Below are 16,489 nucleotides of genomic sequence, written 5' to 3' on the forward strand. Positions count from 1 at the left end.
ATGGCTAAAAAAATATTATTAGTTCAATTGTATTCAAACGGGGATTGCCTTTATGCTACTGCTGTTGCGCGACAGATAAAAACAGACTGCCCGGGATGCCATCTCACCTGGGCCGTCGCATCATTTTGTAAAACTATTATTGATAACAATCCTTATGTTGACGAGATTATGGAGGTTAACTCTGTAATCAAGGATAAAGTGTCTACTTACAGACCATTTAAGAAAGACATCTTACGTCGCAAGAGCGAAGGAGAATGGGATGAAGTATTTTTTACGAACATCATTGATGATAATCAGGCTTATTATGATGGCTCCATTCGCTCAGCTATTTTGAAGAGTTATGGTAAGCCAATAACAGTTCCCATACAACCGTCATTAAGGCTTTATGACGCTGAGATTGAAAATGCAAAACAGTTCGCCGAAAAGCATCAACTCTCGTTGTATAAAAATGTCATCCTGTTTGAATTTGCACCGTTAAGCAAGCAAATACCCATCACAAAAGAGATAGCCATAGAGATTGCGGAAAATATCGTGCAGGTGCCAGACACGGCCATTATTTTATCTTCAGCAATCAAAATAGATCATCCGACAACTGCAATTATTGATGGTAGTGCTCTCTCTTTTAGAGAAACTGCCGCTCTAACGCATCATTGCACCATGCTGCTTGGTTGTTCAAGTGGAATCACCTGGATCAGCACATCTGACGCCGGAAAGCAATTACCCATGGTTCAATTAATCAATGCTAAAACCAAATGGGTTAACGCGATTTCGAGGGATTTTGAACGATTCAATTTCCCAACCGATAAGTTGATAGAGTTGATTCATTTCGACAAAAATGAAATCATTGCCTGCGCAAAAGAAAGTCTTGCAGATTTTAAACAGGCCAAAATAAAATACAGCCGGCCACTCCCGCTACATTTTAAAACAACGCGGTTCATCGTGTATAACCTGTTGTGTTATCTGAACTTTAAAGCGATCGCAAAGCACGTAGAGGTTAATAAGAAAGTTTATGGCAACCGTCTGAATTTTTATGGAGAAGTACTTGCAGGGTTTCTAATGTTCCCTTTCCGGCTGATACAAAACACTGTTAGAAAGAAAATACTTCACAAGTAACAAGGCCACCTTTTATTTTAAGTTAGATAACCAGAGTGCAGCATATTGTTTAGTATAAAAAATTGCTGCAAACACATACCAGCGCCAGTCAGGATAAAACTTCTTCATGAAAGTCGCGTGATTTTTAATTCCCATCTTCCTAACCTGGTATAATCGTTCCCTGGAGGAACTTCCCTTGTGGATATGCATCACTTTAGCATCCGGTAAAAAATCAACCTCATAGCCTAGCTGTCTGAATTGCCAGCACCATAAAACATCTTCACAATACATGAAAAAATCTTCGGCCAGCTTTTGTCCGGGAAGCTGTTGCACTATTTTGGAAGGAAACAACATAAATGTACCCCAAACCCAATCACACCGCATAAAACTCTGATGATCAAAATAGCGATGAAGCATCAAAGAAGCCTGTTTCTCTTTAGACAAGAGTTTGTATAGAGGTATTACTTCCAGCAGCTCCCACCCTATTGTTCTGAAACGCCTGCAATTGTGCTGAATTCGTCCGTCCGGATATGTTAATTGGCAAGTCACCATTCCCACACCGGCATGTGCAGTTATGTAATCGTAACAAATTTTGGGTGCATTATTAATCAATTCCGTATCGCTGTTAAGCAACAGCAGATATTCTCCTTCCGCATTTTTAATCCCCAGATTATTCCCTCCCGCAAAACCTGTGTTTGTCTCACTTGCAATCAATTTAATTGAAGGAAACTTCTCTTTAAACAGTCTCGGGTCACATTCAATAGAAGCGTTATCCACCAACACGATTTCGAACGTTAAATCGGTTAACTTCTCATAGATAGATTGAATGCATCTACAAGTAAGTTCAAACGTATTGTAATTGATAATGATGATAGATAATTGCATACCTGCTAACCCGTTTTATAGAAGTAGGGTTTGTTATTAATAATCCTGGTAAAATGATTAAAAACACATCCAAGATTCTCAATATAATTTGAAAGATTTTTCCAGCTGAATGTGACTTTTCGCTTGAATATTTTTTCAATTAGAACTCCAACTGCAAAGATTGGAATCTCAACAATAAAAATTCCAAGCATAATTAAAAACCAGAAAACACCATATTGCTTGCGGATCCGAACCATCATAGATAGCATTACCTGCCTCCCCTTCTTGTTCCACAGGTTCTTGCCATTCTCATTTTCCGTTGTATCGTAATAGTCTCCACTGGTAGCGCCACCTAAGTGAATTACCTGCGGTTCACCATATAAATACATATCACCTTGTTTTCTGAGCCGGCTGCACCATTCTATTTCTTCAGCGTACATGAAAAAATCTTCATCAAGCAAACCCGCTTTATCCACTACTTCACTTCTTGCCATTAAGAATGCACCAACAATCCAGTCGACAGATACTTTTTCCTGTACGCTAGTAATACTAGGCACACGTGTTTTCAACTTATATCCCCAGTATCTTATAAAACGGCCTAGGTACGGAAGAGGAAGAAGAAAGTTGAATCCGCCTTTTACAAAATGAGCACCTGAAATCTGATGACTTCCGTCAGTATTTAGCAATTGAACACCGCAGGCGACAGCTTGCGAATCTTTTTCGAAAAGATCAAGTACTTTGTCCAATGCCCTATTCAGTACAATTGTATCTGAGTTTAATAACAGTACATTTTTTCCTCTTGCGATCCGGATTGCCGCATTGTTCGCTCTTGCAAATCCGGAATTATAACCCATCTGCAACCATTTTACTTCGGGAAACGAAACTGATAGAACCTCTCTGCAATTGTCCCCCGAATCATTATCGACCACGACAATTTCAAAGCTATGCCTGCTGGTTTCCCTGTAAACACTTTCTATACAATCAGTAACCAGTTTGCATGACTTGTAATTAACAATAATAATTGTCAGATCCAAATTCTTTACATCAACTGAAATGTGTTCTTTTTCCAAATTATTCAAGACTGCGAAACTTTGTCATGGCAAATATTAGGCTATATGCTTATTACGCCTCATTTCGAACCAGATACAAAGCCCGATAATTACAAATGATATTAATCCTACAACCAGGCTTAAGGTGCTGGCCAGGCTGTATGATTTAGGTTTAAATGAAAACTGTATTGTATGTTCGCCAGCAGGAACTGCCAATCCGCGTAAGGCGTAATCCGTCTTTACGATTGGAGCTTCTTTGCCATCAATATACGCGTGCCAGCCAAGTGGATAATAGATCTCGCTAAATACCGCAAACTGGTTAGCAGATGATTTAGATGAATAGGTTATTTCATCATTGAGATTTTTAACCAGCTTAATTGAAGCAGCAGAATCAAACTGCGGTTTAAATGTGATCTTGGCTTGTTCTCTTTTATCAACAACAGCACTATCCGCAGTATTTAAAGAATCCAAAGCTTTCATTTCCTCATTGGCGTTATTTACGTATTGGATGTCTTTAACAAACCAAACCGGTCCAAGTGCTCCGGGATTTTGTTGTGCTATCGGCTGCCTGTCTGCAGGGTTAGACATGATGAAATATTTTGTATTCAACATGTTATAAACGTGCATATTGCCCTTGGAAAGCTGATTTTCTATTAAATCCTGATACAATGCAAGTTTTGCAGGGTGATATCCGCCTACTGAATTGAAATAGTAAGATGCACGGGAATCTTCAAATGGACTGCCGGCAGTTTGATCGAATACCCTGAAATAACCAGTGTCCTGCTTAATCTGTGTATCAGCCCTGTTTAATGCAAAGCTACCCAGGAAATCATCAGACGTAACAAAATGATCGCTATTCAAATAACGCAGATCCACATTCACCTGATCAATGAAACTTAGCAGCACTATAGCGATCAGTGCGTATTCAGTCTTGATTCTTTTCTGATATACAAGCCATATTATCGCAGCAAATATTGCAACCAAAACAATTAAACGAAGAAGATCTTTACCATACAGTCCTTTACGATCCTCTACCAGGCCGTTGCTGATGGATTTGGCCACCTGGGTTGCCTGCTGACTTACCTGCGGTGAAGGAGCTTTTCCCTGGCTATACATCTGAGCCAGGCTTCCGGAAATCAACTCATTAACCTGTTTGTCCCTGGTTCCCATAAAATCAGAACTGAAGTATGTAACAATAAGCACGAGAACAACAGCACCGGTGATCACGCCGGTCAATTTCAGTTTCTTGAAAAATACCTGCTTATCTAAATTTCCATAGAACATTTCCTGCAATGCCATTGCAGCCAGCAGACAAAATGTAAACTGGGGAATGATCATTGCCATCGAAGGCGCACGGAACTTATTATACATCGGCAAATGATCGAACAGAAAATAGTTAATCGATGAGAAGTTGCTACCCCATCCGAGTACTATGCCAACGATGGTTGCCGCAATAATCCAGCCAATATGCCAGCTACGGACAAATACTAAACCAGCGATAAACAATATACAGATAATTGCTCCAAGGTAAACCGGCCCTGACGTACTTGGCTGATTGCCCCAATAAGAGGACATGTATTGATAGAAATAATTAATCGCCTCGTTAGGTAGTGAAGCGTTCTGCATGGCTTCTACGGCCTTACTATTTTCTCCAAGCTCTGCAGGTCCCGACCCACCTCCATTATAAGCTGGTAATACAAACGTCATTGTTTCACCTACTCCATAACTCCACATGAAGGCATAATCTTTATCAAGCCCCCCTTTTGTTTTGTTGTTATCATTTGCTGTTGTTGCCAGCTCTGACCTTCCACCGCGCATGGTCTCCTTGGCATACTCATATGTGGTAAATGTAATTACCGAGTTTGCGAGAAAACCTAAAATTGCTGATCCCGCGATTAATATCGCACAGAGAAAGAGATGTTTGAATTCTTTTGTTTTGAATGTCTTGATGAGGTAAGCAACACCGATGCAAAGAAGTATCAGCAAGAAATAATAAACGATCTGCATGTGGTTCTGTCCAATGAAAAGCGTCCAGAAGATGACCGAGACCGCTAACCCGAGCCAGTACCGTCGTTGAATCAATAAAATAACGCCGGCTATAACGGCCGGAGCATACCCCATTGCCGCAAATTTTGTTATATGACCAACTTGTACCAGTATTACATTGTATGATGAAAATGCATAAGCCAACGCACCGAATATTCTGATCCAAAACTTAAAGTTGAGTGTACAACCTAATATGTAAAAACACACGCACGCAATAAAGAATAAGTTCGCAGGTTGCGGCAGAAAATTAATTGCATAGCTAAGCATGCTAACCGAAATGTGGTTCTTATCTTCCACCAATATTTGAAATGCCGGCATACCGCCAAACATACTGTTTGTCCACAAGGGATAATATCCATGCTTTTCTTTAAAATCGATCGACTGCTGGGCCATTCCTTTAGCGCCAACCATGTCGTGCTGATTTACAACAAGGCCTTTTAATGCAGGAAGGCAGTAAAAGCAAGAGATTACCAAAAAGATTGCTATAGCGAAAACATGAGGCTTTATCTTTTCCCAAAAAGTCTTATTCATGGAATATTATATTTACAAGTTGGCAAAATAAGGTTATTTCACTGCAAAATTTCTCTTCCACTCTATTTTTAAGAGAAATATTTTGGGCAAAAAATGATATGTTTCATACTAAAAAAGAGCTATTCGCATGTAACCAGCAAATAACTCTTTTTACTAATATTATCGGTTTAATTATTTTTTTCTTGCCTGGTATTCCATTTCAGCGGCCATCATCTCCTTTACCAATGCGGGTAAATCATATTTCGGCTGCCAGTTCAATTTTGTTTTTGCTTTTGCCGCGTCACCTATTAAAAGATCAACTTCTGCCGGACGGAAATAACGCGGATGTATTGCGACCACCAATTTTCCAATTTCAAGCTGATACTTAGGATTACTGCATGAAGCAACATATGCTTTCTCTTCTTCTCCTATTCCTTTGAACTCAAGCGTTATACCTATCTCTCCGAAGGCCATTTTTACAAAATCCCTTACAGAAGTAGTTATTCCTGTTGCTAAAACAAAATCTTCGGGTTTTTCCTGCTGCATCATTAACCACATACCTTCTGCATAATCTTTTGCATGCCCCCAGTCCCTTTTTGCGTCAAGATTACCCAACAATAGTGTGTCTTCGATCCCAAGCGCTATCTGGGCTACACCAATGGTAATTTTCCTTGTTACAAAACTCTCACCTCTCAACGGACTTTCGTGATTGAAAAGTATTCCATTGATCGCAAACAGATCATAAGCTTCACGGTAGTTTACTGTAATCCAGTAACCGTACAATTTAGCAACACCATACGGGGATCTTGGATAAAAAGGAGTAGTTTCTGTTTGAGGTATAGCCTGCACTTTTCCGTAAAGTTCAGATGTTGAAGCCTGGTAAAATTTAGTCTTCTTTGTCAACCCTAAAATGCGGATAGCTTCCAATATTCTTAAAACGCCAATCGCGTCAGCATTTGCTGTATACTCGGGAGTTTCGAAACTTACCTGCACATGACTTTGTGCTGCGAGGTTGTAAATTTCATCTGGCTGAACCTGCTGAATAATTCTTATAATGCTTGAAGAATCAGTCATATCGCCATAATGAAGATGGAATCTGTCAGCTAACTTATCGTTGAAGAAAAGATGATCGATTCTGTCTGTATTCATCAATGAACTACGGCGTTTAATACCATGCACATTATATCCTTTTTCTAGCAGCAATTCAGCAAGATAAGCTCCATCCTGCCCTGTAATCCCTGTTATTAACGCTGTTTTCATAATTTTCCTATTCTTAAAAGGCTCCAAAAATAGTACTTAAACGCTAAGTACCAACTTTCTTGAAAAATGTACATACGAAATAACTTTTTCTTATATGACTAGGGGTTAGCTCATTTTATAAGCACAAAACTTCCTTTTCGTATAGCATCTCCACAGAGTGTTTTAGCTTTTATATCGTAGATATATGTTCCTGAGGGTTGTGGTAATCCTTTATAGATTCCGTTCCATTTAGCGCCTGGATTAGTGGTGTAAAACACTCTTTGCCCCCACCGGTTGTAAATTGAAAATTCCAGGTTACGAACAGCTCCCCATTTGGTTAAGCCATAATAATCGTTAAGACCGTCGCCGTTGGGCGTGAAAGCAGTTGGCATAAAATTGCCATTCAGAGCTGTGTTGGTAACAACTTTAACAACGACGGAATCCAGGCTTTCACAATTATTAGATGCCTTTCCTTTTACATAATAAGTGGTATTTTCCAGCGGTCTTACTATTATTTTATTGCCTGAAACCTTGGTTATATTTTCAGATGGGTTCCAGGAATAATATAATGCGCCCTGTGCCGTTAGAGTAGCCTCACCTGTTGAGCAATCCAGGTCATTTGATTTTAAAATGGAAATGTGTGGACTTTCCTTCAAATTTATAGTGGCATACAACGATTCCGTGACTTTGCAGGCCGTATCAGTAGCCGTTATTTCATATACGGTGTTATTCCCTGGAGAAACGATATTATTTTCCGCAGCAGGGTTATCAACAACATCATTTTGAGAGGTCCAGTAATAAACATCACCCCCTTTTACGGTAATTAAGACTGAATCGCCGTTACAGATATTTGAAACATTGGGGCTTACTGTAAACGTCGGTTTGGGCTTATTGGTAACTGTTACCGAATCCCGCGAAGCGCAACCATTTGTCGCAGTTACCGTCAAAGTGTACGTAATCGTCTTGTCTATGTATGCTTGGGGATTAATAGTGGAATTGTCGTCTAATCCAGTGGCCGGAGTCCACTCATAAATTCCGTCGCCGGAAGCATGTAACTGAATGGTTTGATTGCCGCAAACCGTTGTATCCGTCATCATTAAGATTGTAGGAGACGTTAAATAAGTAACCGTTGTCGAATCAGTATTCGTGCATAAGTTTTCGTCTTGAACAACTACTTTGTACTTCCCGGCAGACGACACCAAAAATTGTTGGCCGCCGCTTCCATCCTGCCAGAGGTATTTTGTTCTGCCAGCACCGGCGTCTAACAATAGTGTTTCATTTTTACAAAAAGATGTATCATTAGCCAGCGATATGGCGGGCAGTGAATTTTCCTTAACATTATACGATTTTTGCCCCGTACATCCATAGTATTCATATTTCAACCAATAGTTACCTGCTTTCTTTACAGTAATCGAAGTGTCAGTTGTGGATGTGCTCCATTCATAATTTGTATAAATCGGATCTCTTTTGAGTACAAGACTATCGTTTTTACAAAATGCGGTATCAATATTTTTGATGCCTAAATTGTCAAGAACTACAATCGATTTGCAAAAGGATGATTGAGAGGGCAACCCCTCATCTATCAATAAATTAATATTATAAATGCCAGGTTTAGAATAGCTGACTGCCGATGGATGGCGTAATGTAGAAGTACTTACGTCAGCACCGTTATAGCTCGCAAACCTCAAACGCGTAATTGTGTTATTGGCAACATTTGTTATAAATGCGTACACTTCATTGCCAACCCTGAAAAGCTTTGAAATTGAGTGTGGCCTTGCCAGATCTCCGATATTGCCAAGTGAAATTGCAGAAGGTTGACTTTTGATGTCATCTCCAAAATCAAATTTTACTATATCTCTCGTGTACCCATTTACGGCAAAACCAACAAACTGACCACAGAAATTGAGCAGGTTGAAATCCCTTGGTTCATGCAGCAAATCGCCGGGATTTCCAAGATTTACGCCTGTAGGTTGATTTAAAAGGGAGTTTCCAAAATCAAGTCTTGAAAGCGACGCATTGGTTCCATTTATATAGGTTCCTCCGTTTGTTACAAACACGCTCCAGCTTCCTTTGTCGTTTATCGCATAGATTCCTGTCGGATAATTTAAATCACCAATATTGCCAAGATTTTCTGCCGTTGGTGTATTTTCAAAACTGGTTGTAAAGTCGAAACGTGTAATTGTATTGTTTTCTGCACTTGTAGTAAATCCATACCAATGTCCGTTGTCAGAAAAGACATAGAGATCGATCGGCTGTTGCAACCCGCCAATATTACCCCAATTAAATGCAACCGGATTAGGGTTGGTTATATCAGTCCCAAAGGAAACCCTGGTGATACTGGGAATAGTACCGGCAGCAGGCGATCCTCCTACGATCAATCCATACCACTTTCCTTCATTTTTGATAATTTGGACACCTTCTGTGCCTGAAACGGAGGGCAAAACTCCGCCAAGATGTCCTAAATCTACGGCTACAGGATTATTCAACATACTATTGCCAAAATCAAGCCTTATCAATTTCCCGATATCAAAATCTATTACAAAGCCGTAAAAGTTTCCATTATCCTCAACCATATCCATAAAAACCGGCCACGATAATGTTCCACCGGGATTGCCCAAATTAACTGCTTCAGGCTGCCGGTTAATATCAGCCAGATCAAAATTCCAATAAAAGCTTTTGCCGCCCGGCGATGTATTTTTTACAGTAACCGGTGTATTTACGCAAACCGTATCAGGAGCTTCAAAAGAAGCCTGGGCGTGGGCTTTGTTATAGTTGCACAGATTAACAAGAAAGCTAAGAATGATTAGGGTGCCGTAAGTTTTGGTGTTCATGTTGTTTAAAAAATCAGACCGAATTTACACTAAATAAAAAAGCGGCCTTTTTTCAGACCGCTTTTTTCTTTTATTTCTTTCCCGTATCCACTTTTATCTCTCCTCCACTTTCCAAAGAAGGTGCGGGTTGCTTATTAAATTCTTTTTCGTACTCGTCCAGATCCTGGAGCATTTTAGCTGTGTTGCTCTTGTCGTAAGACATATTATCTGCCTTGGCGCCAGTAAGCGAGTTGTAGAACTTCATCTGCTGCTGCAAGTCTTTTCTTACACTGTTCAATACTTTAGAAGCTAAAGCGTTATCGCCAGCCCTGTACGCGGCTTCCATAAAGATCATGGAAAGACGGTTATGCTCATTTCCGCGTGATGCCATTCCGTAAGGGAAGTTTTCCTGCAGCATCATCTTATCTGCCTTTTCAAGTACTTTCTTAGCATCTTCTTTCCTGTTCTTGAAAGAAAGATCCAATGCGCTTTCTGCATGTGCACGGCGAATTGTATTCAGATGTCTGCGGTTTTCTTCATCAAAATATACACCTGGCAACTCGGCATTACCATAAGCGAATTTTTTCATGATATTGTCGAACATCTTATTGGTATTGAAATAATCCCCGGCAACTGGAACAAGTCGATAGGATAAACCATCTTTACGCAGGTAGTTACCAAATCCAAGTTCACCATAGTTCTGTGTGAAATAAATCGGGCGTTTCCATTTGTTGGCTGCGATCACATCCAGCACAGCGAGATCATTTTTCATCAATGCACCGCGTGGTATTTCAAATCTTACTTCGCTTAAAACACTATCAGTTGCATTTACTGTTCCGTTTGCTTTTACAACATTCACATCTACTGGCACAGATACTTTTCTAACAGGGAATGTGTGATAAATATCATCGCCTCTTGCCTCTACTTTGTCCTGATCATTGCTACGGATATAACTCATTACATCAGACAGGAAGTAGTATTTGTTCTCCGGGAACTGAGGCTTTGGACGATACATTACATAATCGCGATTTCTACCTTCAATCTGATCCGGAGTTAAGGAAAGATCGATAGCCGGACTGTTGTTCACTTTGTAGCGTAACTGGTTGATATACCAGTCAATACCCAACAGTGACGTGTTGATCACGCGGATGTCAGGACGGATGCCTTCAACTTCCTGTGCGTACCATAAAGGATAAGTATCGTTGTCACCGAATGTGAAAAGGATAGCATTCTGATCGCAACTTTCCAGGTAATCTTTTGCAAGATCCCTTGCCAGCTCTTTCTTGCTGCGGTCGTGGTCATCCCACTCCTGCTGCGCCATTACTACCGGTACTGCTAACAAACACACCGCAGTAGCGATTGCCGAAGCGGTAGTTTGATTAACCGCTTTTGCTAACCAGTCTTTTACTTTCAATACACCAAGACCGATCCAGACAGCGAAGGCATAGAATGAACCTACGTAAGCATAATCACGTTCACGTGGCTGGAAGCCTGCCTGGTTCAGATAAATAACAATGGCAAAACCTGTAAAGAAGAACAACAGGAAGTTTACAAAACCATCGTCGCCTCTTCTTTTAAACTGATAGAAGAATCCGATGATACCAAGTATTAATGGCAATGCGAATAACGTGTTGTGTGCCTTATTGTGTTTCAGGCTATCTGGCATCAATGACTGATCGCCATAGAAAATGTTGTCAATGAAAGGTATACCGGTGATCCAGTTGCCGTCTCTTACATTGCCTGTAAATACGCCCTGAACATCATTTTGTTTACCGCTGAAATTCCACATGAAATAACGGATATACATGTAGTAATTCTGGTAGCTGACAAAGAATTTCAGGTTATCCATGAAATCGGGACCACGCTCATATGTACCATCTTTCATTTTGCCGATGTTCATGAACATTGCATAGTAATCAGCATGCTGCTGATCATTGCTTGCATCCCACATACGGGGGAAAACCATTTTATCTTCAGAAGCGTAGATCGGATGACCGTCTTTGCCAATAACGATATATTTATCTTTCGCCTTTTGATACTTGGTTGAAGTTTCTCTGTAAGAAACAGCCTGCGCATTAAATTTCTGTCCGTACAGGATTGGAAAATCACCATATTGCTCACGACCAAGGTAACCCACAAGACTCATTGGGTTATCAACGTTATACATATCCACAGACGGATTTGCATTACTGCGGATCATCGTTGTCAGGTAAGAACTATATCCAATCAGCATAAATGCAAGGCACCATAATGCAAGACGCAAATACGGCCAGCTTTTTTTGGCTGCGTAACGCAATCCAAACCAGATACCTGCAGCAAGAAGAATAAAAAAGAAAATAAACCCGGAGAAGAATGGCATTCCAAGGCTATTCACAAAGAATATGTCGAATGCGCCCGCTCCTTTAATTGAATATTGAATTACACCGACCTGTACAATGCCGGTAATGATACAGCTAATTGCAAAAAAGATATATGTACCACCATAGTATTCTTTTTTCTCTTTGTTCACTTTTTCAACACCATACAGCAATGCAATGGCAATAATGGTTCCGAGGATCATCAATCCACCGACAGTTCCGTCCATGGCAACACCTTCAACAGCGTCACCATTTGCGCCGATCAGCGCCAGCACAAACGCAAGAAAGCCACCAATTGCAACGCACCAGATAAAATATTTGCGGACCAGCGTATAATTAAACTGGTCTCTCTTTCTAAAGTAATAAACCATCACAATCGCCGGAATGGTCAACAGGTTTAACAAGTGCACACCTATAGATAAACCCATCAGGAAGAATATCAAAACGATCCATCTGTCTGCACCTGGTTCATCGGCGGTATGTTCCCATTTAAGAATGGCCCAGAATACAATTGCTGTAAAGAAAGATGATGAAGCGTACACCTCACCTTCAACAGCGCTGTACCAGAAAGAATCACTAAAAGTATAAGCAAGCGCACCAACAATACCTGCGCCCATGATACCCCAGATTTGAGAAGAAGTTAATTCAGCGTTTCTTACAGGCTGTGCAATTCTGCGTGCAAAGTGTGTAATTGTCCAGAAGAGGAAAAGGATGGTAAAACCGCTCATTAAGGCACTCATTACATTCACAGCTTTGGCTGCAGTCATAGGGTTGTCACCAAACAAAATAATAAAGAACCTCCCTAACAATACAAACAAGGGGGCTCCGGGAGGGTGAGGAATCTGTACCTTGAAACAACTGCTCACAAATTCGCCGCAATCCCATAAGCTGCCTCCTGCTTCGGCGGTAAGAACATAAACAGTACATGCGATCAAACAAATTACCCAACCGGTAATGTTATTAATCCTTTTAAAGTTCATCCTTTTATTGTTTAAAATTAGCTTTCACTACATGAATGTCCCGTCGTGACATTCATATTTGGTTTTTGGTTAAATTAAAATACGGGCAAACCTAATGTAAACTAACGAATTGCAAAAATGGCAATTTAGATTTATGAATAGATTTTAAAATAAAATCACCAAGCGCCATTTTTTAACCCGCAAAAACAAGTTGCAAACCGGTCTCAAGCCCTTTATTTACAGCATATTTGTTGCGCTATTGCTCGTTCATTTCAGCCGGCTCTCCACATGCACACTCCCATTCTTTACCGAGATCAATGCACGTTACTACGGTTATTTCGGTATGACAAGGGGCAAAAATGATCCTCAAATGTTGATTATCTTTACTATATCCTTCCACCGCATATCTTTTTTTACACTCGGCAGCTTTTAGATCGCTCTTCCGGTAATTGATCTTGCCATTGTGCAAAATATCAATCACTTCAGCTTCATCAATATGCCTGCATTCCATGCGGCAGCGTGCGTGTTTGGAATAGTTTATTGCAGTGGGCTCTCTATTGAGACCGCGTGAGTTATAATCGCCCCCATCTGTGACGGTAGCCGGTTTATCGGGTTTTGCGGGATTAGTGCATTTCCGTATAAAAACCGTGATCAGCGCCAAAACCACCAGCAGCATAAGGGGCAGTACTTTTTTGGTATTCATTCCGCCAAGATAGGAAAAGCTTTGAGCTATTGGCAATCAGCAATAAGCTTTTGGGCGCCCAATGCCCGATAAGATCTGCAAAAGTCAGGAAAGGTCCTGGTGATTTTTTTGGGGAATTTGACCATAATTTATCCCATCGGCTAGCGCCCCTTCAGATACTTACAAACGAGACAATCAAACTGTTCTGATACAGGTTATTATTTCAAAATCTTAGTTAGCGTCCTGTCGTTCTATCTCAACCCTATTTTTAAAAGACCACATCCTCCCTTACTGAGTACTATCTTTGTCTTGATCTCCTACTGTCTATCCCCTTCCTCTTCTCAATCTTATCTCCTTAACATATCTACCCGTTTTGTAATCTTACACGTCTTACGGTCTTACCATCTTACGGTCTTACCATCTTACGGTCTTACCATCTTACGGTCTTACCATCTTACGGTCTTACTGTCTTACATGTCTTACGGTCTTTTATAAAGTCTTATCTTTGCCGACTTATGGAAAAGAGGCGTTCAGTTGCATTTCATACATTAGGTTGTAAATTAAACTTTTCGGAGACTTCTACCCTTTCGCGCATGCTGGAGGAAGATGGTTTCGAAAAGAAAGAATTTGACGATCTGGCAGATGTATATGTGATCAACACCTGTTCCGTAACAGATAATGCGGATAAAGAATGCCGGCAGATAGTCAGACGCATTCAACGCAAATCCCCTGAAAGCCTGGTCGTTATAACGGGTTGCTACGCGCAGCTTAAGCCTAAGGAAATTTCCGAAATTCCCGGTGTTGACCTGGTTTTGGGTGCTGCCGAAAAATTCAACATCACAAAGCATCTTAAGGAATTGTCAAAAGGCGATTCCACCAAAATAAGCAGTTGCGACATTGAAGAGATTACGGGTTTTAACGCGTCTTTTTCATTGAATGACCGTACCAGGACTTTTCTGAAAGTTCAGGACGGTTGCGATTATAGCTGTTCCTTCTGCACCATTCCGATGGCCAGGGGGAAGAGCCGAAGCGATAGCATTGAAAATGCGGTTAAAAATGCTCAAAAGCTTGCCACGAGTGGTGTAAAGGAAATTGTACTAACTGGTGTTAACCTGGGTGACTTTGGCAAGGGACCAGATGGCAACAAAAAACATGAAGAATCCTTCTTTGACCTTGTAAAGGAACTCGATAAAGTTGATGGCATCGAGCGCTATCGCATTTCGTCTATTGAGCCTAACTTGTTAACCAACGATATCATTTCTTTTGTTGCGGAAAGCAGCAAATTCATGCCTCATTTTCATATTCCGTTACAAAGCGGCAGCAACAAAATTCTGGCGCTGATGAGAAGAAGATACCAGCGCGAATTGTACGCGGAAAGAGTCGAGCTGATAAAAAAGCTTATGCCTCATTGTGGTATAGGCGTGGATGTTATTGTTGGTTTTCCGGGCGAAACTGACGAAGATTTCAAGGATACTTTTGATTTTTTACATTCGCTTGAAGTTTCCTATCTCCATGTATTTACTTATTCTGAAAGGGCCAATACCAGAGCTTTAGATATTAAACCCGTTGTTCCTGTTAATGTAAGGCACGAGCGTAATAAACAACTGCGCAATCTCAGTTACATGAAGATGCAGTATTTTACCAACCAGCACCTGGGACAAGAACGAAAGGTACTTTTTGAAGATCATAAGAAGAACAGTATGATGGAAGGTTATACAGACAACTACATAAGAATAAGCGCTCCTTATAACGACGAATGGACCAATAAAGTAATGCCCTGGACCATTTAAAACTGATATTGTAACATTGCCTGCTGTTTTTTAAAATAGATAGTCGGCCATTATTAGGAAAAACATAACACACGTAACAATCTTCACTAAGTTTTGTATACGTATGTATATGAAATAATAAGCCGCCCCGCATCATTACATTAAACACGGATCAATGAAAAAGTTTCAGGCTATAATACATTTCGAAATGGACGATGAGTTTATGACTTTCATTCCGCCGCATCGTACCTACATCAACTATCTTATCAATAAAAATATTATAGAGAGTTATGCAGTAAGCATGGAATCTCAGACTATCTGGATAACTTTTACCGCAGACAACAAGACCGAGGTAGATCAGTATCTCACAAAATCGCCCCTCTATAAATACTGGACATATTCTATAGAAGAATTATATGTTTACGACAGCCAGTTATACAGACTTCCAACAGTACAGCTTAACTAATTGATAATCATAGTTAAAAATTCTTTACAATAATTTTCTTTGCCAGCTTTTGATGATTAAGGCAATAACCCTATTTTTGCTTTCTACCCATTTACTAATCCCATCACGGTATACTAACCATCCAGTTTCAAAGCCTGCCCAAGTATGATTAATGAACGAAAAACTTAAGGAGTTTGAATATGTATTCGTATGCGCTTTTAGAACCGGAATGTTATTACCTGGTACAGGAAAAGGACCAGGAGGCACTTACACTACTTCAGGTTAAGGTAATTGCGGACACCAGCATGTATATAATCAAATATGGGGAAACCATGCAAATGGAATGGAAAAAGAAATCCGATCCCATTTTTGATATTATCGAGCTATTGAGTGATGATGTTGCAAAGGCCTGGATGAAAGTGTATTACAGTAATGAAGATGCCTATTATGAAGAAGATGACGATTAAATACTTCTTTCTGGATAAGATCATTGTTTTAAGAAGGCCGGTCCCGCGTGACCGGCCTTCTCATTTTTAGCACCTGAAATCAGATATAATGCATTGATTTATCGTTGATCAAAATATAATTAATAAAAAAATCAATAAAATATTTGGCGATATAAATTGCACGCCTATCTTTGCACTCCCAAAACACAAAGGGAGCATAG

At 40.2% G+C, this 16,489-nt stretch carries 11 protein-coding genes; 4 read left to right on the forward strand and 7 right to left on the reverse strand.

The annotated features are described in order from the left end of the window. Positions 1 to 1,113, forward strand: a complete 1,113-nt coding sequence (locus QTN47_RS07740; RefSeq protein ID WP_369328776.1) for a glycosyltransferase family 9 protein — start codon at positions 1 to 3, stop codon at positions 1,111 to 1,113. Between the two features lie 12 nt (positions 1,114 to 1,125). On the opposite strand, the gene QTN47_RS07745 is transcribed toward QTN47_RS07740, so the two are convergent. The 7 genes from QTN47_RS07745 to QTN47_RS07775 form a co-directional block, all read right to left on the reverse strand. Then, on the reverse strand, positions 1,126 to 1,977 hold the full coding sequence (locus tag QTN47_RS07745) for a glycosyltransferase family 2 protein (protein WP_369328777.1): 852 nt from the start codon (positions 1,975 to 1,977) through the stop codon (positions 1,126 to 1,128). 5 nt (positions 1,978 to 1,982) lie between these two features. Continuing rightward, positions 1,983 to 3,035 carry a glycosyltransferase family 2 protein gene (locus QTN47_RS07750; protein WP_369328778.1) on the reverse strand — a complete coding sequence of 351 codons (1,053 nt, stop codon included), beginning with the start codon at positions 3,033 to 3,035 and terminating at the stop codon, positions 1,983 to 1,985. Positions 3,036 to 3,062: 27 nt separating this feature from the next. Further along, positions 3,063 to 5,582 carry a YfhO family protein gene (locus QTN47_RS07755; RefSeq protein WP_369328779.1) on the reverse strand — a complete coding sequence of 840 codons (2,520 nt, stop codon included), beginning with the start codon at positions 5,580 to 5,582 and terminating at the stop codon, positions 3,063 to 3,065. A gap of 171 nt (positions 5,583 to 5,753) precedes the next feature. Then, complete coding sequence (gene gmd, locus QTN47_RS07760) at positions 5,754 to 6,821, reverse strand: GDP-mannose 4,6-dehydratase (RefSeq protein ID WP_369328780.1); 1,068 nt, start codon at positions 6,819 to 6,821, stop codon at positions 5,754 to 5,756. A 110-nt stretch (positions 6,822 to 6,931) separates the two neighbouring features. After that, complete coding sequence (locus QTN47_RS07765) at positions 6,932 to 9,631, reverse strand: T9SS type B sorting domain-containing protein (RefSeq protein ID WP_369328781.1); 2,700 nt, start codon at positions 9,629 to 9,631, stop codon at positions 6,932 to 6,934. Positions 9,632 to 9,701: 70 nt separating this feature from the next. Beyond that, positions 9,702 to 12,947: a glycosyltransferase family 117 protein gene (locus QTN47_RS07770; RefSeq protein ID WP_369328782.1), complete on the reverse strand. Its 3,246-nt coding sequence runs from the start codon at positions 12,945 to 12,947 to the stop codon at positions 9,702 to 9,704. Positions 12,948 to 13,182: 235 nt separating this feature from the next. Next, positions 13,183 to 13,629 (reverse strand): DUF4258 domain-containing protein, encoded by a 447-nt coding sequence (locus tag QTN47_RS07775; protein WP_369328783.1) that lies wholly within the window; start codon positions 13,627 to 13,629, stop codon positions 13,183 to 13,185. Positions 13,630 to 14,123: 494 nt separating this feature from the next. Here QTN47_RS07775 and mtaB point away from each other — a divergent pair, with 494 nt between their 5' ends. The 3 genes from mtaB (at position 14,124) to QTN47_RS07790 (ending at position 16,289) form a co-directional block, all read left to right on the forward strand. Next, the gene (gene mtaB / locus QTN47_RS07780) at positions 14,124 to 15,398 is read left to right on the forward strand and encodes a tRNA (N(6)-L-threonylcarbamoyladenosine(37)-C(2))-methylthiotransferase MtaB (RefSeq protein ID WP_369328784.1); all 1,275 of its coding nucleotides are present in this window, start codon (positions 14,124 to 14,126) and stop codon (positions 15,396 to 15,398) included. Between the two features lie 154 nt (positions 15,399 to 15,552). After that, complete coding sequence (locus QTN47_RS07785; protein ID WP_369328785.1) at positions 15,553 to 15,843, forward strand: hypothetical protein; 291 nt, start codon at positions 15,553 to 15,555, stop codon at positions 15,841 to 15,843. A 173-nt stretch (positions 15,844 to 16,016) separates the two neighbouring features. After that, a complete protein-coding gene (locus QTN47_RS07790) occupies positions 16,017 to 16,289 on the forward strand; it encodes a hypothetical protein (protein WP_369328786.1) in 273 nt (90 codons plus the stop codon). Positions 16,290 to 16,489: the final 200 nt, after the last annotated feature.

Origin of the sequence: Danxiaibacter flavus, from assembly GCF_041060425.1 — a bacterium.
Classification (GTDB): Bacteria; Bacteroidota; Bacteroidia; order Chitinophagales; family Chitinophagaceae; genus Danxiaibacter; species Danxiaibacter flavus.

What these genes read in the sequence shown, in the direction of transcription:
- QTN47_RS07740 (WP_369328776.1), top strand. Translation starts at nt 1, where the DNA reads ATGGCTAAAAAAATATTATTAGTTCAATTGTATTCAAACGGGGATTGC.
- QTN47_RS07745 (WP_369328777.1), bottom strand. Translation starts at nt 1,977, where the DNA reads ATGCAATTATCTATCATCATTATCAATTACAATACGTTTGAACTTACT.
- QTN47_RS07755 (WP_369328779.1), bottom strand. Translation starts at nt 5,582, where the DNA reads ATGAATAAGACTTTTTGGGAAAAGATAAAGCCTCATGTTTTCGCTATA.
- gmd (WP_369328780.1), bottom strand. Translation starts at nt 6,821, where the DNA reads ATGAAAACAGCGTTAATAACAGGGATTACAGGGCAGGATGGAGCTTAT.
- QTN47_RS07765 (WP_369328781.1), bottom strand. Translation starts at nt 9,631, where the DNA reads ATGAACACCAAAACTTACGGCACCCTAATCATTCTTAGCTTTCTTGTT.
- QTN47_RS07770 (WP_369328782.1), bottom strand. Translation starts at nt 12,947, where the DNA reads ATGAACTTTAAAAGGATTAATAACATTACCGGTTGGGTAATTTGTTTG.
- QTN47_RS07775 (WP_369328783.1), bottom strand. Translation starts at nt 13,629, where the DNA reads ATGAATACCAAAAAAGTACTGCCCCTTATGCTGCTGGTGGTTTTGGCG.
- mtaB (WP_369328784.1), top strand. Translation starts at nt 14,124, where the DNA reads ATGGAAAAGAGGCGTTCAGTTGCATTTCATACATTAGGTTGTAAATTA.
- QTN47_RS07785 (WP_369328785.1), top strand. Translation starts at nt 15,553, where the DNA reads ATGAAAAAGTTTCAGGCTATAATACATTTCGAAATGGACGATGAGTTT.